Raw genomic sequence first — 25951 nt, forward strand, 5'->3', positions numbered from 1 at the left:
GCCCAGTTGAGCCCTCCCTATGGTCACCGCACAGGACGAAGGACGTCCTACGTCCGGTCCAGACGCCCGCCCGCCCTCCGGGCAGTCGACGGGAGTTCCACGACAGGACCTACGTCCGGCCGATGGGGGAGCCCCGTGGCATACGAGACGTCAGTGCCGTACCGCGCAGGGGACGACGGATACACCTCCTTCCGCATCCCCGCCGCCGTCCGCACCCGCTCCGGCACCCTGCTCGCCTTCGCCGAAGGCCGCGTCACCTCCGCCGCCGACTCCGGCGACATCGACATCGTCGTCAAACGCTCCACCGACGGCGGCCGGACCTGGAGCCCCCTCCACGTCGTCGCCCGCAACGGCACCGGCACCGCAGGCAACCCCGCACCCCTGCTCCTGCCCACCGGCCGCATCCTCCTCCTCCAGGTCCGCAACGCCGCCCACGCCACCGAGGAACGCATCCGCCGCGGCCAGGTCGACGCCGCCGACGGACGCCGCGTCCACCTCCAGCACAGCGACGACGACGGGACCACCTGGAGCCCGCCCCGCGACCTCACCGACCAGGCCAAAAACCCCACCTGGCGCTGGTACGCCACCGGCCCCGGCCACGCACTCCGCCTCCGCCACGGCCCCCACACCGGACGCCTCGTCGTCCCCGCCAACCACTCCACCCCACCCACCGACCCCACCCACAACGGCACCGAACCCCGCTACAACGGCGCCCACACCCTCCTCAGCGACGACCACGGCACCACCTGGCGCATCGGCTGGACCGACAGCGACACCCACCCCTCCGTCGCCCCCAACGAAACCACCGCGGCCGAACTCCCCGACGGCACCCTCTACTTCACCACCCGCAACGAAGCCCCCGCCCCCTGGCACCGCGCCGACACCCGCTCCACCGACGGCGGCACCCACCTCACCACCCCCTTCCGCCCCCAGGCAGGACTCACCGGACCCCCCGTCCAGGGCAGCACCCTCCACCTCGACGACCACCACACCCTCCTGTACGCAGGCCCAGCCCACCCCACCGCCCGCGCCCTGATGACCCTCCGCGCCAGCCACGACCACGGCCACACCTGGCGCCCCGCCCACACCGCATCCGGCCTCCCCGCCGGCTACAGCGACCTCGTCCGCGTCGACCCCGCAACCGTCGGACTGCTCTACGAAACCGGCGACTTCAGCGCCTACGCGACGATCACCTTCCGCCGCATCCCCGTGGAGGACCTCCTGTGAGCACCCACCCCCTGCCCCGCAGAACCGTCCTGGGCACAGCCGCCGCCACCGCAGCCGGCCTCGCCCTCGCCGGCTGCGGCAACAGCGCGGGCAGCGGCGGCCCGCCCCGGGAACGCAAAAAAGGCCAGAAGATCACCCTGACCTTCTGGTCCTGGGTACCCGGCATCGACAAACCCGTCGACCTCTGGAACCGCCACCACCCCGAAGTCCAGGTAAAGGTCGAAAAGGTCTCCGCGGTCAACGGCCAGCAATACGCCAAAATGCACGCCGCCATCAAAGCCGGCAACCCACCCGACCTCGGCCAGATCGAATTCCCCGTCATCCCCAGCTTCCTCCTCGACAACGGCCTCCGCGACCTCGCCCCCCTCGGCGCCGCCCGCCACAAGAATCGTTTCGTCGGCTGGCAATGGCAGCAATCCGTCTTCGGCAACGGCATCTACGCCATCCCCCAGGCATCAGGCCCCATGGGCCTCTTCCTCCGCCAGGACCTCTTCGACGCGTGGGACATCGCCCCGCCACGCACCTGGGACGACTACGAAACCGCCGCCAAAACCATCCGCAGAAAAGGCGCCTGGATCGAAACCTTCGCCCCCACCAACGGCAACCGCTTCGCCGGATACGCCTGGCAGGCAGGCGCCGCCTGGTACACCGCCCACGGCGACACCTGGACCCTCCACATCGACGACGAACCCACCCGCAAAGTCGCCGACTACTGGGAATCCCTCGTCAAACAGAAACTCGTCAAAACCATCCCCGACCGCCAGAACGCCTGGTACAAGGACATCCAGACCGGCGCCGTACCCGCCTGGCTCGGCGCCAGCTGGGGCGACACACTCCTCGCAGGAAACGCCCCCGCCACCCGCGGAAAATGGCGCGCCGCCCCCCTGCCCCAATGGACACCCGGCGCCGACGCACAAGCCAACTGGGGCGGCTCCACCACCGCCGTATTCGCCGCCGCCACCTACCCCGAAGACGCCCTCGAATTCGCCCTCTGGCTCAACACTGACCCCGCCTCCATCGCCCTCCTCATCGACGGCGGCTACGGATTCCCCAGCGCCAAAAACGGCTATACCACCACCGACCTCGACGTCGACAAGGAATTCTTCGGCGGCCAGCACTACAGCACCGTCTTCGCCGACGCCGGAGCACACGTCGACACCCGCTGGCAATGGGGCCCAGGCGTCGACACCCTCTACCAACGACTCGGCGACGCCTTCACCGACGCACTCGGCGACGGCAGCTCCTTCCGCTCCGCCCTGAAAAAAGTCCAGAGCCAGACCCTCGCCGACCTCAAAGCCAAAGGACTGAAAGTGGAGAGCGGCCGATGAGCCGCGACACCCTCGACCCCCCGGTGGCACACCCCCGCCACGCCACCCCAGGACGGTCACGCCGCGCCACCCGCCGCCCCACCCGCCACACCCGCGCCGCCGTCGGCCTCCTCCTGCCCTTCCTCACCCTCTTCGCCCTCTGCTTCCTCGCCCCCCTCGGCTACGCCGTCCACGAAAGCCTCCACCGCACCGAACGCACCGGACCCCTCGGCCTCGGCGGCGAACACGACGTCTTCGCCGGCCTCGCCAACTACACCCACGCCCTCGCCGACGACCGCTTCCTGACCGGCTTCGCCCGCGTACTCCTCTTCGGCGCCGTCCAGATCCCCCTCATGATCGCCCTCGCCACCGCCCTCGCCCTCCTCCTGGAAAGCGCCGCTGCCCGCGGCGTCCCCTTCTTCCGCACCGCCTTCTTCCTCCCCTACGGCGTCCCCGGCGTGATCGCCTCCATCCTCTGGGGATTCCTCTACGTCCCCGGCATCAGCCCCCTCGTCACCCTCGCCCAAACCCTCGGCTGGCACGTCGACTTCCTCGCCCGCGGCACCGTCCTGTGGTCCATCGCCAACATCGTCACCTGGCAGTTCACCGGCTACAACATGCTCGTCCTCATCGCCCAACTCAAAGCCGTACCAAGCGAGTTGTGCGAAGCCGCCCGCATCGACGGCGCCAACGCCTGGCACACCGCCCGGTACATCAAAATCCCCCTGATCCGCCCCGCCCTCACCCTCACCTGCGTCTTCAGCATCATCGGCACCCTCCAACTCTTCGCCGAACCCATGGTCCTGCGCCCCCTCGCCTCCGCCATCGACTCCGGCTACACCCCCAACCTGCACGCCTACAGCGAGGCATTCGTCGGCAACAACCAGCACCTCGCCGCCGCCGAAGCCGTCCTCCTCGCCCTCGCCGCCTGCGTCCTGTCGTTCGGCTTCCTGCGACTCACCGGCGGCCACGGAACGGACCGCCGGTGACCCGCCCCCCGGCCCGCTACCGGATCATCACCGCGACCCTGCTCACCATCGCCGCGATCTACTTCCTCATCCCCGTCTACTGGCTGATCGTCTCCGCCACCAAGAACAGCGCCGACCTCTTCGGCACCTTCGGCTTCTGGTTCTCCGGCCACCCGCACCTCATCGACCACCTCGCCGACGTCCTCACCTACGACCACGGCGTCTACCTCCGCTGGTTCGCCAACTCCCTGCTCTACGCCGGGATCGGCGCGACCACCGCCACCCTGCTCTCCGCCGCCGCCGGATACGCCCTCGCCAAATACGCCTTCCCCGGCCAGGAAACCGTCTTCAACATCGTCCTCGCCGGCGTCCTGATCCCCGGCACCGCACTCGCCCTCCCGCTGTACTTCCTCTTCAGCGAGATCGGCCTGTCCAACACCCTCTGGGCCGTGCTCATCCCCAGCACCGTCAGCCCCTTCGGCGTCTACCTCTGCCGCATCTACGCCGCCGCCGCGGTCCCCGACTCACTCCTGGAAGCCGCCCGCATCGACGGCGCGGGCGAAGCCCGGATCTTCGCCGGACTCGGACTGCGACTGATGACCCCCGCCCTGGTCACCGTCTTCCTGTTCCAGTTCGTCCACATCTGGAACAACTACTTCCTCCCGCTGGTCATGCTCTCGGACTCCGACCTCTACCCCATCCAACTGGGCCTGACCTCCTGGACCGGCTACGCCGACCGCCAGCCGGTGCTCTACCAGTACACGGTCGGCGGCGCGTTCCTGTCCGTCGTACCGCTGATGATCCTGATGACCGTCCTCCAGAAGTACTGGCGCACGGGGCTGACGGACGGGAGCGTCAAGGCGTGAGGGGCGGGGGCCGTAGCAGAGGGCCTGGGGCAGGGTTCGTACCGGTGGGCCGGGGTGGGGCTTGTGCCGGTGGGCCCGGGGCAGGGTTCGTGCCGGCGGGTCCGGGGCGGGGCTCGTGCCGGTGGGCCCGGGGCGGGGCTCGTGCCGGCGGGTCCGGCGAGGCGATGGGTGGCGGCCTGCTGCGAGGGCCCCAACGGCGGGGCGGGCGGGCCCTGGTGGCCGATGCGTGGGACACGGCAGCGGTGACGGAAGTGGCGACGGAAGTGGTGACGGCGTAAGGGGACGGCATCCGTGCGGACGGACCGGCGGGCGGGGCGGCCCGGCAGCGTGACGGCGTGACAGTATCGCTGTCATGACTACTCCTGACGACGCCGGATCCGCCGCCCGCCCCGCCGACCAGCCCGACGACCGGCCCGCCGCCCAGTCCGAAAACGTCGCGACCCGCGTGAAGGCCGCACTCAAGCGCGACCCCTGGGAACTGCCGGACGTCTCCGGCCTGGTGGTCGGCGTCCTCGGCGGCACCGGCGACCAGGGCCGCGGACTCGCCTACCGCCTCGCCAAGTCCGGCCAGAAGGTGATCATCGGCTCCCGCGCCGCCGAACGCGCACAGACCGCAGCCGACGAGATCGGCTTCGGCACCGAAGGCACCGACAACGCCGCCTGCGCCCTGCGCAGCGACATCGTGATCGTCGCCGTGCCCTGGGACGGCCACGCCAAGACCCTGGAATCCCTCCGCGAGGAACTCACCGGCAAACTCGTCATCGACTGCGTCAACCCCCTCGGCTTCGACAAGAAGGGCGCCTTCGCCCTCAAGCCCGAAGAGGGCAGCGCCGCCGAACAGGCCGCGGCCCTGCTCCCCGAATCCCGCGTCACCGCCGCCTTCCACCACCTCTCCGCCGTCCTCCTCCAGGACCCGGAGACCGAGGAGATCGACACCGACGTGATGGTGCTCGGCGAGGCCCGCGCCGACACCGACATCGTCCAGGCCCTGGCCGCCCGCATCCCCGGCATGCGCGGCGTCTTCGCCGGCCGCCTGCGCAACGCCCACCAGGTCGAGTCCCTGGTCGCCAACCTCATCTCCGTCAACCGCCGTTACAAGGCCCATGCGGGGCTGCGGTTGACGGATGTGTGAGGGGCTCGTTCGTACGCGTCCGTAGGTGGTGACGCGTGAGCGGTGCGGGTCTTACGCCTGACCGGTGCGGGTCCGGCGGGTGGTCGGTACGGGCTCGGCGTGGGCTCGGCGTGTGGCGGTCCGGTGGTGGGCGGCCGTCCGTCGGGCGTCACGCGGCCGGGCGGCACGGCGGCCGGGCGTTATGGCGACGGGGGCACGGCGACCGCTTCACGCGACCGCTTCATGATCGGCGGAGGGCATGGGGGACACTGGAAGGGACCACCGCACCCCCGACAGGAGCCGACCCCCATGCCCTCCGTTCCCTCGTCCCGCCCGGCCCCGCGACTGGCGCTGTTCGCCGTCGCGGTATGCGTCCTCGCCGTCGTGGCCGCCGTCGTCTCGTTCGTACAGGGCAGCTGGCTCGGCGTCGTCTGGATCCTGATGGCGGGCATCTCCAGCAACATGGCGTGGTTCTACGTACGCCGCACGAAGCTGGAACGAGAGGCCGCCGCCCGGACCGAGGCCGCGACGACGGCTTGAGGCCGGAGGCGACGGCTTGGGGCCGGAGGGCACGGAGACGGCCTGAGGCCCGAGGTTATGGAGACGGCCTGAAGGCGAATGGCTGCCTGAAGGCGAATGCCTGACGGCCCCTGAGGCGATGGCCTGAACGGGATGGGGGCCGCCGCCTCGCCCCCGATTCCGCCCTCGAATTCCGCTCTCGATTCCGCCCCCGATTCCGCCGGGCCTGCGGGGCCGCGGGCCTACGCGCCGCCCCCGACCTGCGGGATCTGCGGCTCGCCCTGCCAGAAGCGGAAGAATTCCTGGCCCCAGTAGGAGTCCCAGTTGGAGACGCCCAGGGCCCGCAGGATCATGTCGACCAGGTTGAAGAACACGTGGTTGATCTCCGGCACCCACAGCAGCCCGAAGACCGCCAGCAGCCCGAACGGCGCGAACGGCTCCACCTGGCGCCGGAAGGAGTGCGAGAGCCAGGGCTCGATCACGCCGTAGCCGTCGAGGCCCGGTACCGGCACGAAGTTGAGGATCGCCGCCGTCACCTGGAGCAGCGCCAGGAACGCCAGCGCGTAGCGGAACGGGTCCGGCACGCCGTCCATCGCGCCCAACCAGAAGGGCGCCGTGACGATCGCGGCGAACAGGATGTTCGTCAACGGGCCCGCTGCCGAGATCAGGCTGTGCCGCCAGCGTCCGCGGATCCGGCCGCGCTCGATGAACACCGCACCGCCCGGCAGCCCGATCCCGCCCATGATCACGAAGATCACCGGCAGCACGATGCTCAGCAGCGCATGGGTGTACTTGAGCGGGTTCAGCGTCAGGTAACCCTTGGCGCCCACCGAGATGTCGCCGCTGTGCAGGGCGGTCCTGGCGTGCGCGTACTCGTGCAGGCAGAGCGAGACCACCCAGCCGGACACCACGAACAAGAACACCGCGAACCCGGTACTGGCCGCGAGCTGCCCGCTCCAGACCGCCCAGCCCGACACCGCCATCACGGCGACGAGCGCGAGGAACACCGGGCTGATGTGGCGGTCGGCGCGCCGTATTGCTGTGGTCATCGTGCGGGACTCCCGGGTGTGGTGGGTTCGGCCGTCGGCGGACCGGCCGTTGGCGGTGTGCCGGCCAGCCCCGACGGTATCGGCGCCACGGCGCTCTGTGCACACCTCCTTGGATGGCCAGGCGGCTGGGGTGGTCAGGCCGGCTCCGGGGTGGTCCGGCGTCCGGGGTGGTCCGGCGTCCGGGGCGGCCCGGCTTCGGGGAGCGCGGGTTCCGGGGTGCCGTCGGCCTGTGGATGCCGTCGGCCCGTGCGTGGGGTGCCGTCGGCCTGTGGATGCCGTCGGCTCGTGGGTGCCCCGGCTCTTGGGCGTCGTGGGGTCCGGGCGCCGTAGAGTCCGGTGGGGGCGTCGCGGGATGGGGTGTGCTTCTGTCTGGCTCCGTTCCGGGCCTGGCTCCGTCCCGTTCCTTTCCCCCGCGCGTCTCCTTTTGCGGAAAACGACGCGCGCTGTCGGGCCGGTTCCGGGCAAGGTGGACCTCCGGGCCGAATCCGGGATCGGCCGGAGGCGGATCGGGGGCGCGGGCGCGGACGGCTCGGGGATGTGTCGGGGGCCACATCGGGGATTGCCCGGGGAACCACGGAACGGAACCGTCCGGAGACCGGTGAGAGATCGCCATGGGATCCCCAGGGACGGACCGGCGGTCGCGGCGGCCGGCCCCGCCCCACCCCGCCCCACCGCAGATACTCCAGCCGGTGGCCGGTGGCCGGTGGCCGGTGGCCGGTGGCCGGTGGCCGGTGGCCCGTAGGCGGTCGTCGGTCCGGTCGGCGGTAAGGCCCGTCGGAGCCGGGCGGCCAGCGGTCGGACGTAGGGCCGTGGGCCCCGACGGTCGGCGGTGGCGGTAAGTGGCAGGTGGCAGGTGTGTGGCAGGTGTGTGAGGTGCATGAGGCGGGGGAGCGGAAAGTGGGCGGCTCGGGCGTGACCGACAATGGCCAGGTGCGCTATGGAATTCTTGGCACCACCCAGGCTCTGAGGGCCGACGGCACCCCCGTCGCCCTCGGCGGCGCACGCCTGCGCGCCCTGCTCGCCGCGCTCGCGCTGCGGCCGGGCCGGGCGCTCCCCCCGGACCTGCTGATCGCCGACATCTGGCGGATGGACCCGCCCGCCGACGCGCCGGGCGCACTCCAGGCGCTGGTCGGCCGGTTGCGCAGGGCGCTGGGGCACGAGGCGGTCGCATCGGCCGACGGCGGCTACCGCCTGTGCGCCGGGCCCGATGCCGTCGATCTGACCCGTTTCGAGCGGCTCGCGGCGGACGGCACCCGGGCGCTGGCCGACGGGGAACCGGCCCGCGCCGCCGCCCTCCTCGACGACGCGCTCGCCCTCTGGCGCGGCCCGGCGCTCGCCGATCTGCCCGAGGCCCGTGCCGACGCGGCCCGTGCCGAACGCCGCAGGCTGGACGCCCAGCGCAGCCGGCTCGCCGCCGATCTCGCCCTCGGCCGCGCCGATCACGCGCTGCCGGCGCTCGGCGCGCTCTGCCAGGACCATCCGCTCGACGAGCCGCTCCAGGCGCTGCGGCTGCGTGCGCTGCGGGACGCGGGCCGTACCGCCGAGGCGCTGGCCGCGTACGAGGAGATACGCGCCGGCATCGCCGACCGCCTGGGCGCCGACCCCGGCCCGGAACTGCGTGCCCTGCACGCCGAGCTGCTGCGGCCCGGTCCGGCCCAGGCCCCGGTGACGCCGCCGGCCCCGGGCCACGACACGCCCGGCCACCCTCTGGGAGGAGCGGCCCGCGGCGACCGTCACAGACCCGTCGGCCCAGGCCCCGGCCCCGGCTCCAGCTCCCGCCCCGGCCCCGCCTCCGACGCGGGTGACGGCTCGGGCCCGGACGCCGCTCCCGGCCGCCCCACCCCGGACGCCCGCCCCCGCGGCATCCCGCACGACGAGGCCGGTCGCAACGGCTCCCCGTACCCGTACGACACCTCCCGCACCTCCCGCCCTGGCGGCGCCCCGGACGACACCCTCCGCCACGGCGCCGCCGCGGACGGCGACGGCGCCCGTCGCCATCCCACCCGCGACGAGGACGCCACCCGCCACGACCCCACCCCGGGCCACCCGGGAGAGAGCACTGCCACCACCGCTCACGGCGTCACCCACCACAAGGGAACCGACACCGGCGGCCACAGAGAGCCCACCGCCCCCACCGCCCCCACCACCTTCGGCACCCTCGGATCCGGTGGCGGGCCGCCCGGGAATCTGCGGGCGCGGCTGACGTCGTTCGTCGGGCGGGACAGCGATCTGGAGGCGTTGCGGGGTGACCTGGCGGCGCACCGGCTGGTGACGCTGCTCGGGCCCGGTGGCGCGGGCAAGACGCGGCTGTCGCAGGAGGGCGCGGAGCGGGCCGCCGCCGCGCTGCCCGATGCCTGGCCGCACGGGGTGTGGCTGGCGGAGCTTGCGCCCGTCGACGATCCGCAGACAGTCGCCGAGAGCGTGCTCACCGTGCTCGGCGCCCGGGAGACCGTGGTGCGCGGCACCACCGCCGAGGGGCTGCGCGCCGCGGCCGACCCCACCGCGCTCGACCCGCTCGGCCGGCTCGCCGAGCACTGCGCCGACCGTCGGATGCTGCTGGTGCTCGACAACTGCGAGCACGTGATCGGCGCGGCAGCCGAACTCGCCGAGCGGCTGCTGGCCGCCTGCCCCGGCGTCACGGTGCTGGCGACCAGCCGCGAGCCGCTCGCCGTACCGGGCGAGGTGCTGCGGCCGGTGGAGCCGCTGCCCGACCCCGTCGCCCTGCGGCTGCTCGCGGACCGCGGTGCCGTCGCACGCCCCGGGTTCAGGACCGACGACGACCCGGCGGCCTGTGCCGAGATCTGCCGGCGCCTGGACGGCCTGCCGCTGGCCATCGAACTCGCCGCCGCCCGCCTGCGGATGCTCTCGCCGCGGCAGCTCGCCGACCGGCTCGACGACCGTTTCCGGCTGCTGACCAGCGGCAGCCGCACCGCGCTGCCCCGGCAGCAGACGCTGCGCGCCGTCGTGGACTGGTCCTGGGATCTGCTGGACACGCCCGAACGGGCCGTGCTGCGCCGCCTGTCGGTCTTCGCCGGCGGCTGCGATCTGGCCCTCGCCGATGAGGTGTGCGCCGACGTGGACGTCGACGGCCGTGAGGTCGCCGCGCTGCTCGGCTCGCTCATCGACAAGTCGCTGGTGGTGGCGGCGCCCGCGCCGGACGGCCGGATGCGCTACCGGCTGCTGGAGACCGTGGGGGAGTACGCGGGCGAGCGGCTCGACGAGGCCGGTGAGCGGGCCGGGGCCGAGCGCCGGCATCTCGTCGCGTACCGCGAACTCGCCCGCGCCGCCGACCCGTTGCTGCGCGGCCCGGGGCAACGGGAGTGGCTGGAGCGGCTGGAGCTCGAACACGACAATCTGCGCACCGCGCTGCGCCGTGCGGTGGCGGCCGGCGATGAGCACGAGGCGCTGTGCCTGGTGCTGTCGTTGCAGTGGTTCTGGTCCCTGCGTGACCACCGTGCCGACGCCCGTACCTGGTCGCGGGCGGCCGGGGCGCTGGGCCCCGACCCGTTCCTGCCGCCCGTCGAGCTCGCCCCCGAGCTGCACGAGCGTCCCATCGACGCGCCGCCGCCGATGAGCGCGGAGCTGCTCCAGGAGGCCCGCCGTGAGGTCCGTCTGGTGGCGATGGCGAGCGTCGAGAGCGACATGGAGGCGCTGCGCAGTCCGCAGATACAGGCGGAACTGGCGGGTGTCCTGGCCGCCTACCGCAGCGGGATGCCGCAGACCTGCCGGGTGCCCGGGGTGATGTGGTACTACGCGGTGCTGCTGTCAGGACGGATCGACCGGCTGGCGGAGATGGCCGACGACGCGGTGCGCGCCTGCCGGGAGTTCGGCTACGAGTGGGAGCTGGCCTTCACCCTCCAGCTGCGTTCGAAGATCCTCAACGACCGTCCCGGCGGGCTGGAGAAGGCGAGCCGGGACGCCGACGAATCGCTGCGGATCTTCGTCGGGATCGGGGACGACTGGGGCGCGGCCGAGGCGCTCGCGGGCCGCGCCGAGGCCCGTGAGGCGCGCGGTGAGTACGCGCGCGCCGCCCAGGACTACCGTGCCGCGATGGCGTACGCCGAGGATCTGGGTGCGCACGATCAGACGCTGCTGCTGCGGACCCGGCTGGCCGGGGTGCTGATCGAGGACGGTCAGGAGGACACCGGTGAGCGGCTGCTGCGGGAGGTGCTGGCGCAGGCCAAGGAGCACAACAGCGGCCGGGACGCGGTGCCGTTCGCGCAGCTGACGCTGGCGATGCGGCTGTCGGTCGCGGGCCGTGTCGACGAGGCGCGGGAGCAGTTGCTCGCGGTGCGGGACGCGTTCGCGCAGCGGGCTCCTGAGCTGTTCCTGGGGCTGGTGGAGTCGGCGCTCGTCGGGACGGACCTCGATCAGGGGCGGCTCGACGGGCTGCCGGAACGGCTCCGTGCGGCGCTGGCGAAGATGCAGGGCGACCTGACCCGGATGGTCGCGCCGGACCTGCCGGTGAGCCAACTGCTCACCGGTGCCCGGCTGATGGTGGCGGTGCGGGGTGCGGCAGCGGGCCCGGACGCGGCGCGGCTGGTGGGTGCGTACGACGCGCTGCGGTCGGCCAGTCATGTGCCGCCGCGCGTCATGCGGGACAGCCGGGCGGCTGCCGAGGCGGCGGCGCGCGGAGTGCTGGGCGATGCCGCGTACGCGGGGGCGTATGCCGAGGGCGGCGGCCTCTCGCTCGAAGAGGCCACCGCTCTCATCTGACGCGAGCCGGGCGAAGGCTGTGACTCCCGGGGGCTCCCCGGCCCCCGGGCGCGTCAGGTTCTGTGGGCGGATCCGGGGAGCCCTCGGACCCGCCGTCCGGCCGGTCAGGTCTTCTTGCGGAACTTGGCGACGGCGAGCGGCATGGTCACCGCGGTGATGGCGACGGCCCAGCCGAGCGTGATCAGGGTGGGGTGCAGGACGGCGCCCTGCCCGTTGATCAGTGCGCGGGCCGAGTCCGCCAGGTTGGAGAGCGGGTTGACCTTGGTGAAGCCCTCCAGCCAGCCGGGCATCGACCGCGTCGGGGCGAAGATCGACGAGCCGAACTGGAGCGGCATCAGGACGAGCATCGCCACGCCCTGCACCGCCTGCGGGGTCTTCATGGCCAGGCCCAGCAGGATGAAGATCCACATGAGGGCGGCGCCGAAGGCCGTGGACAGGGCGATCGCGCCGAGGAACGGGAAGAAGCCGCCCTTGACCTCCAGGCCGAGCAGGAAGCCCATGCCCAGCAGGATCGCGGTGGCGATCAGCATCCGGCCGACCTCGACGACGATCTTGGCTATCAGCACCGACGACCGGGCGATCGGCATCGTACGGAAGCGGTCCATGACTCCCTTGCGGAAGTCCTCGTTGACGCCCGTGCCCACCGCCATGGCGATGTTCATGCCCATCATCGCCATCATGCCGGGCACCAGGTACTGGACGTACTCCTGCTGATTGCCCTTGCCGGCGATGGCGCCGCCGAAGACGTACACGAACAGCAGGATGAAGATGATCGGCATCAGCAGGGCGTCGAACATCGACTCCGGGTCCTGCTTGATCTGCAGGGCGTTGCGCCGGGCCAGTGCGCCGATGTGCCGGACGTTGGCCCGCAGGCCGATCCGGCCCTCGTCGGCGCGCGGCTTCGCCGTGGGCGCCGTCATTGTCGCGGCACTCATGCCGATACCTCCGCGTGCTGCTGGTCCGAATCGTCATCGGGGGAGCCCGCGTCGGAGGTCTTCTGGCCGGTGATGGCCAGGAACACCTCGTCCAGGCTGGGCAGATGGGTGCTGATGCCGGCGAGGGCGAAGCCGCGCGCTCCCAGGAGGGCGATGACCGCGGTGAGCTGTTCGTCGCTGATGATCGGGACGTTGACGACACCTTCGGTGTGGTCGGCGGTGGCGCCCGAGATGCCGTCGAGTCCGGCCTGGGCGACGGCGTCGACCATCCGGTCCAGCTCGCCGGGTTCGGCGGGGCGGATCTGGAGGGTGCGCCCGCCGACCTTCGCCTTGAGTTCGTCGACCTGGCCCTCGGCGATCACCCGGCCGCGGTCGATGACGGTCAGCTCGCTCGCCAGCTGCTCGGCCTCTTCCATGTACTGGGTGGTGAGCAGCACCGTCGCGCCCTCGCGGACCATCCGCTGCACCTCGGCCCACACCTCGTTGCGGGTGCGCGGGTCGAGTCCCGTCGTCGGCTCGTCCAGGTAGAGGACGGCGGGCTGCCCGATCATGGAGGCGGCCAGGTCCAGGCGGCGGCGCATGCCGCCGGAGTACTTGGCGGCGGGCCGCTTGGCGGCCTCGGTGAGGGAGAAGCGTTCCAGCATGTCGTCCGCGCGCCGCCGGGCGTCCTTGCGGGACAGGTCGAGCAGCCGCCCGATCATGTAGAGGTTCTCCCGGCCGGAGAGCTTTTCGTCGACCGAGGCGTACTGCCCGGTCAGGCCGATGGTGCGGCGCAGCGCGCGGGGCTGGCGCACCACGTCGTAGCCGGCCACGAAGGCGGTGCCGGCGTCGGGTGCGATGAGGGTGGACAGGCAGCGGACGAGTGTCGTCTTGCCGGCGCCGTTGGGGCCGAGCACCCCGAGCACGGTGCCTTCCCGCACGTCCAGGTCCACCCCGTCGACGGCTTTCACATCGCCGAAGTGCTTGACCAGACCGCGCACCTCCACGGCGTTCCCGCCCTTGGTGGGTTGTGTCTTTCGCGTCATGCGCACCAAGGTGCCAGCGGCCACCGACAGCGCACCGACAGACTGCCGACAGGGCGGCTGCGGGGGCGGGCGCACCGCCCCCGCAGCCCGTCCCTGCTAGTGGAAGGTGTGCTGCTCGGCCGGGAAGGACCCGCCGACGACCTCGTCGGCGAACTCCTTGGCCGCGCCGCCCAGCAGGTCGCGCAGGGCGAGGTACTGCTTGGCGAAGCGCGGCGCCCGGCCCGCGGTCAGGCCGGCCATGTCGGTCCACACCAGGACCTGGGCGTCGCAGCCGGCTCCCGCGCCGATGCCGACGGTCGGGATGTGCAGCGAGCGGGTGACCTCCGCCGCCAGCTCGGCCGGTACGGCTTCCAGGACGACGGAGAAGGCGCCCGCGTCCTGGACGGCCTTCGCGTCCCGCAGCAGTTGCTGCGCGGCTTCCTCACCGCGGCCCTGGACGGGGTAGCCGCCGAAGGCGTGCACGGACTGGGGGGTGAGGCCGATGTGCGCCATCACCGGGATGCCGGCCGAGACCAGCAACTCCACCTGGTGGGCGGAGCGTTCGCCGCCCTCCAGTTTGACGGCGCCCACACCGGCTTCCTTGACCAGCCGGGTGGCGCTGCGCAGGGCCTGCACGGGCCCTTCCTGGTAGGCGCCGAAGGGCAGGTCGGCGACGATCAGGGCGTGCCGGCTGCCGCGTACGACGGCGGCGGACAGCAGGGTGATCTCGTCCATGGTGACCGGCACGGTGGACTCGTAGCCGAGGTGGCAGTTGCCCATCGAGTCGCCGACGAGGAGGACGGGGATGCCGGCGTCGTCGAAGACCGACGCGGTCATCGCGTCGTAGGCGGTGAGCATCGGCCACTTCTCGCCGCGCTCCTTGGCGGCGGCGATGTCGCGGACGGTGATGCGGCGGGAGCGGGTGCCCCCGTAGAGGGCGGTGTCCCGGCCGGCGGGCCGTGCGGCCGGCTTCAGGGCAGGGGAAAGCTGCGTCATGGTGACGGCTCCTGTTCTCATCTCGAGGCGCCCTGACGGCGTCCCCGGAATCCCCTCCATGCTGGCATGCGGTGGTGCGGCGCGGAAGGGCGTCCCCCGGAATCCGGCGATTACGGAACGGAGTCGTATCGTTACGCTCTACGCTGTGCCGCATGGCCACCTCACCACCCCGCCCGGGTGCCCCCGAAGCCGGCGGTATCCCCGCGCACATCCACCGCCGCCGCTGGGTGGCCCTGTCCGTGCTCATGCTCAGCCTGCTGATCGTGGTCCTGGACAACACCATCCTCAACGTCGCCATGAAGACCATCGCCACCCCCGCGCCCGTCGGTCTCGGCGCCAGCCAGAGCGAGCTGGAGTGGGCGATCAACGCCTACACGCTGCTCTTCGCCGGGCTGCTGTTCACCGCGGGGCTGCTCGGCGACCGCATCGGCCGCCAGAAGATGCTGCTGTTCGGCCTGGCGGTCTTCGGCTTCGGCTCGCTGCTCGCCGCGTTCGCCGCCTCGCCCGCCCAACTGGTCGCCTTCCGCGCCGTGATGGGCCTCGGCAGCGCCTTCGTGATGCCCGCCACCCTCGCCATCCTGATGAACATCTTCGAGCCCGCCGAGCAGCCCAGGGCCATCGGGTTCTGGGCCGGCGGCGTGGGCCTGGCCATCGCGGTCGGGCCGATCGCCGGCGGGCTGCTGCTCACCCACTTCTGGTGGGGCTCGGTCTTCCTCATCAACGTCCCCATCGTGCTGGTCGCGCTGACCGCGGTGGTGCTCCTCGTCCCCGACTCCAAGGACCCCGCACCGGGCAGGCTGGACCCGGTCGGCGTGCTGCTCTCCGTGGTCGGCCTGGTCCTGCTGGTCTACGGGATCATCAGGGGCGGCCGGCTCGCCGACTTCGCCGCCCCCGAGGTCGTCGGCACGACCCTGGGCGGTCTCGTCGTGCTCGCCGTCTTCGTGGCGCACCAAAGGCGCAGCGACCACCCGTCGATCGACATGGGCTACTTCCGCAAGCCCGCCTTCTCGGCCGCCGTCACCGCCATCGCGCTGGTCTTCTTCGCGCTGGTGGGGGTCACGTTCCTGATCGTCTTCTACGTGCAGAGCGTGCGCGGCTACACGCCGCTCCAGTCGGGGCTGCTGATCCTGCCGCTGGCCGCCGCCCAGTTGATCTTCGCGCCGCGGGCCCGGCACGTCGTCGACAGGTTCGGCTCCCGCGCGGTGTGCACCGTCGGCATGCTGGCCATCGTCGCCACCATGGCCGGGCTGCTGCTCCTGGACACCACCACCCCGATCTGGGTGCTGGAGGCACTGTTCTTCCTCCAGGGCATCGGCATGGCGCACATCACGCCGCCGGTCACCGTCTCGATCATGCAGTCCCTGCCGCGCGAGAAGGCCGGCTCGGGCTCCGCGATCAACAACACCTTCCGGCAGGTCGGCGGCACCCTCGGCGTCGCGGTCCTCGGCTCGCTGCTGTCCACGACGTACCGCGACGGCGTCCAGGACACGCTCGACGGCATCCCCCGGCTGTCACCCGGCGCCCGGCACGCGGCCGGTGAGTCCGTCGAGGCGACGCTCGCCCTGGCCGACCGGATGGGCCCGGCCGGAGCGCCGCTGGTGTCCACGGCGAAGGACGCCTTCGTGCACGCCATGCACGTCACCGCGGTCGGCTCGGCGTGCATCGCGCTGGCCGGCGCGGTGGTGGTCGCCGTCTTCCTGCCCAGCAGGTCCCGTGACGAGGCGCCCGCGACGCAGCCGCAGGAGGAACCGGCGGCGGAGGCCGGGTGACGAGCGGGCGGGCGCCGGCCCCCGAGCGCCGCGGGCGTCCGCGCAGCGCAGCCGCCGACCGCGCCATCATCGAGGCCGTCCTGCGGCTGATCGAGGAGGGCGCCGGCATCGGCGAGCTGGCCATGGAACGCATCGCCCGGGAGGCCGGGGTGGGCAAGGCCACCGTCTACCGCCGCTGGCCCGGCAGGGACGCGCTGTTCCTCGACGTGATCCGCTCCCTGGAGGAGGAAGTCCCGCCGCCGGGCGGCGGATCGGTGCGCGACGAACTGGTCCGGCTGCTGGAGTTCCTCCGCAGACACGGGCTGGCCAAGCGCCACTCCGCCGTCCTGCGCACGGTGCTGACGCACGTCCAGGCGCAGCCCGCGGTGTGGCGCGAGTACCAGGAGACGGTGATGCGCGCCCGCCGTGAGGCCCTGCTCGCGGTGCTGCGCCGCGGCATGGCGGGCGGCGACATCCGGGCCGACCGCGATCTCGACGTCCTCGCGGACCTCTTCATCGGCCCGATGCTGTCCCGGGCGCTGCTCGACGCGTCGAAGGCGCTGCCCGACGGTCTCGCCGAGCAGATCGTCGACACCGTGCTGGAGGGGGTGCGCCAGGGCCCGTGACGGGGAAGGAGGGCGGGTGGCGGATCCGTGCGGAGGGCCCACGGCAGGGAGCGGAATATGCCCGTTCTGTGACACCTGGCGCCGAGGCGCCGCTCAGCGGAACCCGGGCCCGTCGCCCGTCCGTCTCCACTTCTAAGAAAGCGCATCACAAGGCATCGCCTAGGGTCGTGAACCACAGGCGAGGCAGCGGAGCAAGGCAGTGAGGACAGCGGAATGGCGCAGGCATACATGACGGAGCCGGGACAGGGCCAGGACCCTGAACGGACCGGTTCCGGAGCCGCCCGCCTGAAGAACTGGTGGCGCCCTGAAGGGATGTGGCGGCGCGGCATCATCCTGGCCGTGCTCGCGGTGCTCGTCGGGCTGTTGATGCTTCTGCACGGCCGGGTTCCCAACACCGTGGGAAACCTGGGCAGTCTGCTGGAGACGTTCCTCCCGTGGGCCGGCATCACCGTCCCGCTGCTGCTGATCCTGGCGCTGCTGCGCCGCTCGGCGACCGCGCTGATCGCGCTGCTGCTGCCGGTCGTCGCCTGGGTCAGCCTGTTCGGCGGGCAGCTCACCGGCAAGTCGGGCAGCGGCGGCGATCTCACCGTCGCCACCCACAACGTCGACGCCGACAACCCCGACCCGGCGGGCACCGCGAAGGACATCGCGGCGGCGGGCGCCGACGTCGTCGCCCTGGAGGAGCTGACCGCCGAGGCGCTGCCCACGTACAAGAAGGGGCTGGCCGCGGCGTATCCCTACAGCGCGGTCAAGGGGACCGTCGGGATCTGGAGCAAGCGACCGCTGTCCGACGCCGCCCCGGTGAACATCAAGATGGGCTGGACCCGGGCGCTGCGGGCGACGGTGACCGCGGCGGACGGCCAGAAGGTCGCCGTGTACGTCGCGCACCTGCCGTCGGTACGGGTCAAGGTCGCGGCGGGCTTCACCGCCAACCAGCGGGACGAGAGCGCCGCCGCGCTGGGCCGGGCGATCTCCCACGACCCGGCGGGCAAGGTGGTGCTGCTCGGCGACCTCAACGGCACCATGAACGACAGGTCGCTGGCGCCGGTCACCTCGCAGATGCGCTCGGCGCAGGGCGCGGCGGGCGACGGCTTCGGCTTCACCTGGCCGGCCGGGTTCCCGATGGCCCGCATCGACCAGATCATGGTCAGGGGCCTGGAGCCGGTGTCGGCCTGGTCGCTGCCGGCCACCGGCAGCGATCACCTGCCGGTCGCGGCGTCGGTCAAGCTCTGAGCCGCCGGACGGGCTCCGGGGCGGGCGCGGGCCGCCTCCCGGAGCCCGTCCGACCTCGGGATTTCACACCTCGTTGACCTGCCGGAATACTGGGCAGGAAAGACTTTGTTCCGTATCAGAACTTACGGACCTCCTTCCTGCCGCGTGTGACGACCCCACGCACCCGTTCCCGAAAGGTTTCTCATGCCCTTGGCTCTGCTCGCGCTCGCGATCTCGGCCTTCGGTATCGGCACCACGGAATTCGTGATGATGGGCCTGCTGCCCAACGTCGCGGACGACCTGGGCACCACCGTGCCCGCCGCCGGCTACCTCGTCTCCGCCTACGCGCTCGGCGTCGTCATCGGCGCCCCGCTCCTGACCGCACTCGGCTCCCGCATACCCCGCAAGCGGATGCTCGTGCTGCTCATGGCGGTCTTCACGGTCGGCAACCTCGCCTCCGCGCTGGCGCCCACCTTCGGCCTGCTGATCGCCGGGCGGTTCCTCGCCGGGCTGCCGCACGGCGCGTTCTTCGGCGTCGGCGCCGTGGTGGCCGCCCGGCTGGTGCGCGAGGGACGGCAGGCCCGCGCGGTCGCCACCATGTTCCTCGGCCTGACCGTCGCCAACATCGTCGGCGTGCCCGCGGCGACCCTGCTCGGCCAGCACCTCGGCTGGCGCGCGACCTTCCTCGTCGTCGCCGCCATCGGCCTGGCCGCCATGGCCGCGCTCGCCCGCCTCGTCCCGCAGCTGCCCGCGCAGGAACGCACCGGGCTCGGCCGCGAACTGCGCGCACTCGGCGACCGCCAGGTCCTGCTCGGCCTGCTCACCACGGTCTTCGGCTTCGCCGGCGTCTTCGCCGTCTACAGCTACCTCGCCTCGACGGTGACCCGGGTGACCGGCTTCTCCCAGGGCACCGTCCCCCTCGTGCTGGCCCTCTTCGGCATCGGCATGACGCTCGGCGCGCTGGTCGCGGGGCCGCTGACCGACCGGGCGCTGCGCCCGGCGCTGTACGGCTCGCTGGCGGCGCTCACCATCGTCCTCGCCGCCTTCCACTTCGTCGCCGAGGTGAAATGGGCGGCCCTGGCCTGCGTCGCCCTCATCGGCGCCGTCGGCTTCATGACCACCACGCCCCTCCAGATGCTGGTCATGAACAAGGCCCGGCAGGCGCCCACCCTGGCCGCCGCCTCCAACCAGTCCGCCTTCAACCTCGCCAACGCGGGCGGCGCCTGGGTCGGCGGCCTGGCCCTGACCGCCGGCTGGGGCTGGACCTCACCGACCCTGGTCGGCGCGGTCCTGGCCGCCGCGGGACTGGCCGTCGCCGTCACCGCGGGACTGCTGGACCGCGGTGAGAGCGCCGCCGCCCACGAGACCTCCCGGATCGTGGCGCGCGGCGGGGAGAGCGCCCCAGAGACCGCGGACAACGCCCCGGCGGGCGGCCACACCGGCTGAACCGGGGGCCGGGCCGGGACCGCGACGACCGGACCCGGGTCACCGGACGCCGGTCAGGCGCCCTCCCGCCAGCGGTTGGTGACCGGCAGCCGCCGGTCCTTGCCGAAGCCCTTGGCGGAGATCTTGGTGCCCGGCGGGTACTGGCGGCGCTTGTACTCGGCGGTGTCGACCATCCGCAGCACCCGGGTCACCAGCTCCTCGTCGAAGCCGTCGGCGATGATCTCCGAGCGCCCGCGGTCACGGTCGACGTACAGCTCCAGGACGCGGTCGAGCACGGCGTAGTCGGGCAGCGAATCGGTGTCGACCTGCCCGGGGCGCAGTTCCGCGCTGGGCGGCTTGGTCAGTGTGTTCTCCGGGATCGGCGGGGTGCCGCCGCGGTCCGCCGCCGCCCGGTTCCGCCAGCGGGCCAGCTGGAAGACGACGGTCTTGTAGACGTCCTTGATGGGCCCGTACGCGCCCACCGAGTCGCCGTAGAGCGTCGAATAGCCGCAGGCCAGCTCGGACTTGTTGCCCGGCGCGAGGACGAGATGGCCCTCCTGGTTGGAGATCGCCATCAGCGTCGTGCCGCGCAGCCGCGACTGGAGGTTCTCCTCGGCGAGCCCGGTCAGGCCGAGCGCCCCCATGTACGCGTCGAACATCGGGCCGATCGGCACCGTACGGAACGCCAGGCCGGTACGGAGCGCGAGGTCGGCGGCGTCGCCGAGGGAGTGCTCCGACGAGTAGGCCGACGGCATGGCGACGCCGTGCACGTTCTCCGCGCCCAGCGCGTCGCAGGCCAGCGCGGCGACCAGCGCGGAGTCGATGCCGCCCGACAGGCCGATGACCACGCTGCGGAAGCCGTTCTTGGTGACGTACGCGCGCAGCCCGACGACCAGCGCCGTGTAGATCTCCTCCAGGTCGGACAGCCGCTCGGCCTCGCCGCCCGGCTCCCGGGGCGGGTAGGCGGGCAGCGGCTCGGGGGAGAGGGTGACGTGGTCGATGCGCAGCCCGTCGTCGACGGTGCCGGACGGGGGCTCGGGGGCGGCGGCGGGCAGGTCGAGGTCGATCAGCACGCATTCCTCGGCGAACTGCGGGGCGCGGGTGAGCACCTCGCCCTCCCGGTCGACGACGATCGAGTCGCCGTCGAAGACCAGGTCGTCCTGCCCGCCGGTCATCGCCAGATACGCGGTGGTGCAGTCGGCTTCCCTGGCCCGCCTGCGGACCAGCGCCAGACGCGTGTCGTCCTTGTCCCGCTCGTACGGCGAGGCGTTGACCGACACCAGCAGCCCGGCCCCCGCGCTGCGGGCGGCCGGCACCCGGCCGCCCTCCTGCCACAGGTCCTCGCAGATGGCGAGCGCGACATCGACGCCGTGCACCCGCACGACGGGCAGCGTGTCGCCCGGCACGAAGTACCGGAACTCGTCGAAGACGCCGTAATTGGGCAGATGGTGCTTGGCGAAGCTGAGGGCGACCGCGCCGCCGTACAGCACCGCCGCCGCGTTCTGCGGGGATCCGGCCGGCCGCCCGTAGCGCGGCAGGTCCTCGGCGCAGCGGTCCAAGTAGCCGACGACGACGGGCAGTTCACCGCATCCCTCGGCGGCGAGCCGCGCCGCCAGGGCGGTCAGCGCGGCGCGGCTCGCCTCGACGAACGAGGGGCGCAGCGCGAGATCCTCGACGGGGTAGCCGGTCAGCGTCATCTCGGGGAAGGCGACCAGGTGCGCGCCCTGCCCGGCGGCGTACCTGGTCCGGCGCACGATCGTCTCGGCGTTCCCCGCGAGGTCACCGACGCAGGAGTCGATCTGTTGGAGGGCGAGGCGTAGTTGGGGCACCCGGCCAGTGTATTCGTCTTTCTGACGCAATGGGGTGTGCGGAAGGCGACGGGCGAGCCGGAACGCACACGGCCGGGGGGGGGGGGGGGGGGGGGCGGGGGGCCGCCCCCCGCCCCCCCCCCCCCCCCCCCGGCGTCCGCCCGCCGCCTCCGCAGGCCCGGAGGCGGCCGGCTACTTCAGGTATCCCAGGACCGTCATCATCCCGGACTCCGAGTGGTACAGGTTGTGGCAGTGCATCATCCACAGGCCCGGGTTGCGCGCCTCGAACTCGACCGAGACCCGGTGTCCCGGCCGCACGATCACGGTGTCCTTGACCGCCCCGCCGTCCAGCATCGCGAACAGGTGCCCGTGCAGGTGCATCGGGTGCCACATGGGGCTGTGGTTGCGGAACACCATCCGGACCCGCTCGCCCTCCCTGATCGGGTAGCGCCGCGACTGTGCGTACGTCTCCCCGTTGATCGACCAGTTGAACTTCTCCATCGACCCCGTCAGCTTGAAGTGCAGGGTGCGGTCGACCTCCCCGGACGGCACCCGCACCGAATCCGCGGCCTCCAGGTCCGGCGCGATGAGCACCTTCCCGTACAGCTCGTCGGGCCGGGTGCCGGCCTCGGGCGCCGCGCCGCCGCCGGTGCGCAGGATCGCCATGCCGGTGCGGTCCTTGCCCTCGGCGAGCGCGGTGAGCGGGAAGACGCCGTCCTCCGCCGTGACCAGGACGTCGTAGCGCTCACCCATGCCGATCAGCAGGGCGTCGGTCGTGGCGTGGTTGACGGGGTTGCCGTCGGTGTGCGTGATGGTCATGGAGTGGCCGCCGAGCGCCACGCGGTAGGCGGTGTCGCCGCTCGCGCAGATGAACCGGATCCTGATCCGGTCGCCCGGACGCGCGGTGAAGGTCTGCGGATCGTCCTCGGTACGGCCGTTGACCAGGTGGTACGGGTAGTCGACGTCGCCCGCCTCGCCGCCGAGGAGTTTGCTTCTGGCGCCCCACAGCATCCGCGAAGGACCCTCGGGCTCCCGGTGCTTCCCGTCGTCCTGCGTGCCCGTACCGCCGTGGCCCATCCCGTGGCTCATCCCGCCGGGGTTGTGGTTGCCGTAGCCGCCACCGCCCTTGGTCAGCTCGGCCAGGACCCCGTCCGGAGTGCTGCCTTCCACCCCGTCGACCCAGTCGTCCAGGAGCACCACCCACTCCTTGTCGTAGGAGAGCGGCTCCTTGGGGTCCTCGATGATCAGCGGTGCGTACAGGCCGCGGTCCAGCTGCATGCCGTAGTGGGAGTGCAGCCAGCACGTGCCGGGGCGGGTGACCATGAACCGGTACGGGAAGGACGCGCCCGGCTGGACGGGGCGCTGGGTGAGCCCGGGGGCGCCGTCCATGTCGTTGCGCAGCGTCAGGCCGTGCCAGTGCACGGTCGTGGGCTCCGGCAGATGGTTGGCGAAGTCCACCGCGAGGATGTCGCCCGAGGTGACCCGGACCTCCCGGCCCGGCAGCTCGTCGCCGTACGCCCAGGAGTCGACGGTGCGTCCGCCGAGGTCGAGCTGGGTGCGGGCGGCGATGAGCCGGATGTTCCGTACGGGGCCCGAACCGCGCCCCTTCTCGGCGCCGGCGACCTCCGGGCCGTCCGGGGTGACGTAGCGGTCGGGCGCGTCGTCGCCGGGGGCTGACGCGCTCTTGCGGTCGACGGCCGGGCCGGTGGAACAGGCGGCGAGCAGGCCGCTGCCCGCGGCGGCGACACCGGCGCCGAGCACGGCGCGCCGCGCGGGCGCCGGCGCTTCGGACGGCGCGGATGCGGAGGGGTGGGAAGACGTGCGGATACGACGCATGGGGAGCACCTCGTGAGGGTGTCGGCGTGTGCCGGGCGGCGGGCGCGGGGCCGCGGACGCGCGCAGGCGCCGGGGCCGGGCGCCCCCTACCCGGGCAGGAGCGACAGGCGGGTGAGGAGAGGGGCGCGGAGCGGCGGGGATATCTCCCGTCGCACGCCGGGCAGCCGCGCGGCGCGGACCGCCGGGGTGCCCGGGGCGCGGTGGCCGGGCGACGGAGCGGCCGGCCGGGCCGTGGCGAGAGGTTCGTGACCGGGGGCCGGGTGCCGGGACGTGTGCCCGGCGGCGACGCCGGTACCGGTCGGCCCGTCGCACAGCGGCAGCCGGCCGCACCGGGCGGCGGCCGGGGGCTGTGCACGCATCGCTGGCCTCTCGTCGGGGACGGCGGGCGGGTGCTGACGGAGCGGCACGGCGGTACGGCCGGGCACCTGGATCCCGCACCCTACCCCTGTGGGGTATGACGCCCTTGTAATGGCCCGCAGGACACCGGAGCCAAGACGCCATGCGGGGCACCCGGGGCCGACGGGAGCCCCGGCGCGGCCCGGGAACCGCCCGCTTCCGGGCACCGCCCACCTCCCGTGACACCGGCGCCGCCCCCGCCCGCCGCGCACCCGTCGCGCCCCGCGTCCTCGGCCCGTCGCACCGCGGGGCCGCCGCCTATCCTGACCTGACCCGACCGTGCCCGTTCCCGCCCGGCGCCGGTACGCGGACGGCCGTGTCCGGCCGCGCCGGGGCCGCCCGTCGCGGCCGGGCCGTGCGGGAGCCCCGACCACCAGGATGTCCGTGACCGCGACCGCGCCCCCGTCCCTCCCCGCTGCGGACCGCAGCCCGGCGGTGCGTGCCCGCCGGCGGACGGCCGCCGCGCTGCTGCTGCTCGGCGCCGTCGCGTACACCGCGTGGGTCCTGGAGCTGGTCGTCGCCACCGGCCTCGACCCCGTCGACGCGTACGTCAGCGAACTGGCCGCCGCCGACCAGCCGCTCGGCGGTCTCTTCCGCGCCACCGACCTGGCGGCCGGGCTGCTGGTGCTGGCCGGCGCGGTCCTGGCGCTGAGCCTGCCGGGACGGCGGCCGTGGGCCACGGCCGGCTGGGGCGCGCTGGCCCTCTTCGGCGCCGCCACCGCCCTGGACTCCCGGCTCCCGCTGAGCTGCGCGCCGACCGACGACCCGGAGTGCGCGGCCCGCGAGACCGCGGGACTGGTGCCCGCCACGCACACCGCGCACGCGGTCAGCAGCTCGCTGGCGATGCTCGGCGCGCTGGCCGCCCTGGCCCTGCTGACCTTCACCGCCCGCCGCTACGCCTGGTGGCCGCCGCTCGGCCGCTGGGGCCCGCCCCTGCTGCTGGCCGAACTCGCCGCCACCTTCTGGACGCTGGCCGCCGTCGCCGCCTTCACCACCGGCGCCGGCACCTGGGCGCTGGGCCTGGGGCAGCGCCTCCAGGTCCTGCTCGTCGCCCTCTACGTCGCGCTCGTCGCCCGCTGCCTGGCACGCGCCGGACGGTCACCGGGCACCGGCGGGCGCCCCGATCGCCGCCCGGCGGGAGAATCGGAGCGGGAAACGCGAGGTCACGGATGACGGGAGGCCACGGATGATCCGGAGCGCGGGGAGCAGCCGCGGTGACGAGGGCCAGGGCGGTACGGGCCGTCGCGGGCGGCCCGCGCCGGGCCGCATGCTGCGGGTCGGCGGCGTACCGCTGCACGTGCTGAGCGAGGGCAGCGGCCCGGTCTGCGTGCTCAGCGGCGGGCTCGGCATGGCCTGGTTCGACTGGGAGAAGGTCGCCGCGCTGCTCGCCCCGTACCGCACCGTCGTCCGCTTCGACCGCCCGGGACTCGGCCTCAGCGCCCCGGCACCCGGGCCGCCCGCCCTGGCCGCCGAGGCGGACCGGATCGCCGAGGTGCTGGACGCGCTCGGCCACCGGGGCCGCTGCACCGTCGTCGGCCACTCCCTGGCCGCCTTCCACGCCGAGGCGTTCGCCCGGCTGCACCCGCACCGCTGCGCGGGACTGGTGCTGGTCGACGGCAGCGTCGAGGAGAAGGCCGATCCGCGGCTGCCGCGCGCGGTGCGCAGCGCCTGGGCGAGCGGCCTGGCCGGCGCGCTGGCCGCCGCCGGGCTGCCGCGCGCCCTGGGCCCCGCGGGCCGCAGGCTGGCGGGCCGGGCCCAGGCCATCGGCCACCACGCGCCGCACCACTGGGAGCGCGCCGCCTACCGCACCAGCCGGGTGCTGCGCGCCTGCGTGCTGGAGAACGCGAGCTACCCCTACCAGGCCGCCGACCTCGCACAGCTGCGTCCACAACGTCCGATGCCCGACGTCCCGGTGACGGTCCTGGCGGCCTACGACGGCGGCGAGACGGCCCGCGGGCTGCGGTGGCTGGGCCGCCAGCGGGCCCTCGCGGCCGAGCTGCGCGGCCGGTTCGTGGTGGCCGCGCCCTCCGGCCACCTGGTGATGGCCGACGCACCGGAGTCGGTCGCGCAGGCGGTACTCGGCCTGTAGAGCGGCCGTGGCTCGCGGCTGCGGCTCGTCAACACGCGGTCAACGGTTACTCAGTTGCGTTCCAAGAGTGGGCCAAGCCGCCCGTTCCGCCGTTCCGTGGCAGCGGGGCGGCC

At 73.2% G+C, this 25951-nt stretch carries 20 protein-coding genes; 13 read left to right on the forward strand and 7 right to left on the reverse strand.

Features of this window, described 5'->3' with window-relative positions; genetic code table 11:
- The first annotated feature begins 135 nt into the window (after window positions 1-135).
- The 6 genes from ACIBK8_RS30180 to ACIBK8_RS30205 all read left to right on the forward strand — a co-directional run bounded on the left by ACIBK8_RS30180 (window position 136) and on the right by ACIBK8_RS30205 (window position 6019).
- Window positions 136-1227, forward strand: a complete 1092-nt coding sequence (locus ACIBK8_RS30180; RefSeq protein WP_399045238.1) for an exo-alpha-sialidase — start codon at window positions 136-138, stop codon at window positions 1225-1227.
- Window positions 1224-2555, forward strand: a complete 1332-nt coding sequence (locus ACIBK8_RS30185) for an ABC transporter substrate-binding protein (protein ID WP_399045240.1) — start codon at window positions 1224-1226, stop codon at window positions 2553-2555. Before ACIBK8_RS30180 ends, ACIBK8_RS30185 begins: the two co-directional genes overlap by 4 nt.
- A complete protein-coding gene (locus tag ACIBK8_RS30190; protein WP_399045242.1) occupies window positions 2552-3523 on the forward strand; it encodes a carbohydrate ABC transporter permease in 972 nt (323 codons plus the stop codon). The genes ACIBK8_RS30185 and ACIBK8_RS30190 overlap by 4 nt, the downstream gene beginning before the upstream one ends.
- On the forward strand, window positions 3520-4368 hold the full coding sequence (locus ACIBK8_RS30195) for a carbohydrate ABC transporter permease (protein ID WP_399045244.1): 849 nt from the start codon (window positions 3520-3522) through the stop codon (window positions 4366-4368). The genes ACIBK8_RS30190 and ACIBK8_RS30195 overlap by 4 nt, the downstream gene beginning before the upstream one ends.
- A 352-nt stretch (window positions 4369-4720) precedes the next feature.
- Window positions 4721-5500: an NADPH-dependent F420 reductase gene (npdG, locus tag ACIBK8_RS30200; protein WP_399045246.1), complete on the forward strand. Its 780-nt coding sequence runs from the start codon at window positions 4721-4723 to the stop codon at window positions 5498-5500.
- Between the two features lie 288 nt (window positions 5501-5788).
- Window positions 5789-6019 (forward strand): hypothetical protein, encoded by a 231-nt coding sequence (locus ACIBK8_RS30205; RefSeq protein WP_399045248.1) that lies wholly within the window; start codon window positions 5789-5791, stop codon window positions 6017-6019.
- Between the two features lie 221 nt (window positions 6020-6240).
- On the opposite strand, the gene ACIBK8_RS30210 is transcribed toward ACIBK8_RS30205, so the two are convergent.
- The gene (locus tag ACIBK8_RS30210; RefSeq protein ID WP_399045250.1) at window positions 6241-7047 is read right to left on the reverse strand and encodes a site-2 protease family protein; all 807 of its coding nucleotides are present in this window, start codon (window positions 7045-7047) and stop codon (window positions 6241-6243) included.
- 912 nt (window positions 7048-7959) lie between these two features.
- On the opposite strand from ACIBK8_RS30210, the gene ACIBK8_RS30215 reads away from it, so the two are divergent.
- Window positions 7960-11763 (forward strand): AfsR/SARP family transcriptional regulator, encoded by a 3804-nt coding sequence (locus ACIBK8_RS30215; protein ID WP_399045252.1) that lies wholly within the window; start codon window positions 7960-7962, stop codon window positions 11761-11763.
- Window positions 11764-11867: 104 nt separating this feature from the next.
- Here ACIBK8_RS30215 and ACIBK8_RS30220 read toward each other — a convergent pair whose 3' ends face one another.
- From ACIBK8_RS30220 to panB, 3 genes are all read right to left on the reverse strand, one after another.
- Window positions 11868-12698, reverse strand: coding sequence for an ABC transporter permease (locus ACIBK8_RS30220; RefSeq protein WP_399045253.1), 831 nt, complete (start codon window positions 12696-12698; stop codon window positions 11868-11870).
- Window positions 12695-13723: an ATP-binding cassette domain-containing protein gene (locus ACIBK8_RS30225; protein ID WP_399045254.1), complete on the reverse strand. Its 1029-nt coding sequence runs from the start codon at window positions 13721-13723 to the stop codon at window positions 12695-12697. Before ACIBK8_RS30225 ends, ACIBK8_RS30220 begins: the two co-directional genes overlap by 4 nt.
- Window positions 13724-13819: 96 nt before the next feature.
- Window positions 13820-14698 carry a 3-methyl-2-oxobutanoate hydroxymethyltransferase gene (panB, locus tag ACIBK8_RS30230; protein ID WP_393679729.1) on the reverse strand — a complete coding sequence of 293 codons (879 nt, stop codon included), beginning with the start codon at window positions 14696-14698 and terminating at the stop codon, window positions 13820-13822.
- Window positions 14699-14850: 152 nt separating this feature from the next.
- Here panB and ACIBK8_RS30235 point away from each other — a divergent pair, with 152 nt between their 5' ends.
- The 4 genes from ACIBK8_RS30235 to ACIBK8_RS30250 all read left to right on the forward strand — a co-directional run bounded on the left by ACIBK8_RS30235 (window position 14851) and on the right by ACIBK8_RS30250 (window position 19730).
- Window positions 14851-16467: an MFS transporter gene (locus tag ACIBK8_RS30235; protein ID WP_399045256.1), complete on the forward strand. Its 1617-nt coding sequence runs from the start codon at window positions 14851-14853 to the stop codon at window positions 16465-16467.
- Window positions 16464-17072: a TetR/AcrR family transcriptional regulator gene (locus tag ACIBK8_RS30240; protein WP_399045258.1), complete on the forward strand. Its 609-nt coding sequence runs from the start codon at window positions 16464-16466 to the stop codon at window positions 17070-17072. The genes ACIBK8_RS30235 and ACIBK8_RS30240 overlap by 4 nt, the downstream gene beginning before the upstream one ends.
- Window positions 17073-17300: 228 nt before the next feature.
- Window positions 17301-18305 carry an endonuclease/exonuclease/phosphatase family protein gene (locus ACIBK8_RS30245; RefSeq protein ID WP_399045331.1) on the forward strand — a complete coding sequence of 335 codons (1005 nt, stop codon included), beginning with the start codon at window positions 17301-17303 and terminating at the stop codon, window positions 18303-18305.
- A 183-nt stretch (window positions 18306-18488) separates the two neighbouring features.
- Entirely contained in the window at window positions 18489-19730 is a 1242-nt protein-coding gene (locus tag ACIBK8_RS30250; RefSeq protein ID WP_399045260.1) for an MFS transporter, read from the forward strand.
- Window positions 19731-19783: 53 nt separating this feature from the next.
- On the opposite strand, the gene ACIBK8_RS30255 is transcribed toward ACIBK8_RS30250, so the two are convergent.
- From ACIBK8_RS30255 to ACIBK8_RS30265, 3 genes are all read right to left on the reverse strand, one after another.
- Window positions 19784-21538 (reverse strand): NAD+ synthase, encoded by a 1755-nt coding sequence (locus ACIBK8_RS30255; protein WP_399045262.1) that lies wholly within the window; start codon window positions 21536-21538, stop codon window positions 19784-19786.
- Between the two features lie 171 nt (window positions 21539-21709).
- Window positions 21710-23353, reverse strand: a complete 1644-nt coding sequence (locus ACIBK8_RS30260) for a multicopper oxidase family protein (RefSeq protein ID WP_399045264.1) — start codon at window positions 23351-23353, stop codon at window positions 21710-21712.
- A gap of 86 nt (window positions 23354-23439) precedes the next feature.
- On the reverse strand, window positions 23440-23712 hold the full coding sequence (locus ACIBK8_RS30265) for a hypothetical protein (protein ID WP_399045266.1): 273 nt from the start codon (window positions 23710-23712) through the stop codon (window positions 23440-23442).
- A 472-nt stretch (window positions 23713-24184) separates the two neighbouring features.
- On the opposite strand from ACIBK8_RS30265, the gene ACIBK8_RS30270 reads away from it, so the two are divergent.
- Together ACIBK8_RS30270 and ACIBK8_RS30275 are read left to right on the forward strand one after the other, a co-directional pair.
- Window positions 24185-24922, forward strand: a complete 738-nt coding sequence (locus tag ACIBK8_RS30270) for a DUF998 domain-containing protein (protein ID WP_399045333.1) — start codon at window positions 24185-24187, stop codon at window positions 24920-24922.
- Between the two features lie 94 nt (window positions 24923-25016).
- A complete protein-coding gene (locus ACIBK8_RS30275; protein ID WP_399045334.1) occupies window positions 25017-25838 on the forward strand; it encodes an alpha/beta fold hydrolase in 822 nt (273 codons plus the stop codon).
- Window positions 25839-25951: the final 113 nt, after the last annotated feature.

It is taken from the genome of Streptomyces sp. NPDC050161 (genome assembly GCF_044460025.1).
Lineage (GTDB): Bacteria > Actinomycetota > Actinomycetes > Streptomycetales > Streptomycetaceae > Streptomyces.

Coding starts and splice junctions, on each gene's coding strand:
- ACIBK8_RS30190 (WP_399045242.1), top strand. CDS start 2,552: ATGAGCCGCGACACCCTCGACCCCCCGGTGGCACACCCCCGCCACGCC.
- npdG (WP_399045246.1), top strand. CDS start 4,721: ATGACTACTCCTGACGACGCCGGATCCGCCGCCCGCCCCGCCGACCAG.
- ACIBK8_RS30205 (WP_399045248.1), top strand. CDS start 5,789: ATGCCCTCCGTTCCCTCGTCCCGCCCGGCCCCGCGACTGGCGCTGTTC.
- ACIBK8_RS30210 (WP_399045250.1), bottom strand. CDS start 7,047: ATGACCACAGCAATACGGCGCGCCGACCGCCACATCAGCCCGGTGTTC.
- ACIBK8_RS30220 (WP_399045253.1), bottom strand. CDS start 12,698: ATGAGTGCCGCGACAATGACGGCGCCCACGGCGAAGCCGCGCGCCGAC.
- ACIBK8_RS30225 (WP_399045254.1), bottom strand. CDS start 13,723: ATGACGCGAAAGACACAACCCACCAAGGGCGGGAACGCCGTGGAGGTG.
- panB (WP_393679729.1), bottom strand. CDS start 14,698: ATGACGCAGCTTTCCCCTGCCCTGAAGCCGGCCGCACGGCCCGCCGGC.
- ACIBK8_RS30235 (WP_399045256.1), top strand. CDS start 14,851: ATGGCCACCTCACCACCCCGCCCGGGTGCCCCCGAAGCCGGCGGTATC.
- ACIBK8_RS30245 (WP_399045331.1), top strand. CDS start 17,301: ATGACGGAGCCGGGACAGGGCCAGGACCCTGAACGGACCGGTTCCGGA.
- ACIBK8_RS30250 (WP_399045260.1), top strand. CDS start 18,489: ATGCCCTTGGCTCTGCTCGCGCTCGCGATCTCGGCCTTCGGTATCGGC.
- ACIBK8_RS30260 (WP_399045264.1), bottom strand. CDS start 23,353: ATGCGTCGTATCCGCACGTCTTCCCACCCCTCCGCATCCGCGCCGTCC.
- ACIBK8_RS30265 (WP_399045266.1), bottom strand. CDS start 23,712: ATGCGTGCACAGCCCCCGGCCGCCGCCCGGTGCGGCCGGCTGCCGCTG.
- ACIBK8_RS30275 (WP_399045334.1), top strand. CDS start 25,017: ATGCTGCGGGTCGGCGGCGTACCGCTGCACGTGCTGAGCGAGGGCAGC.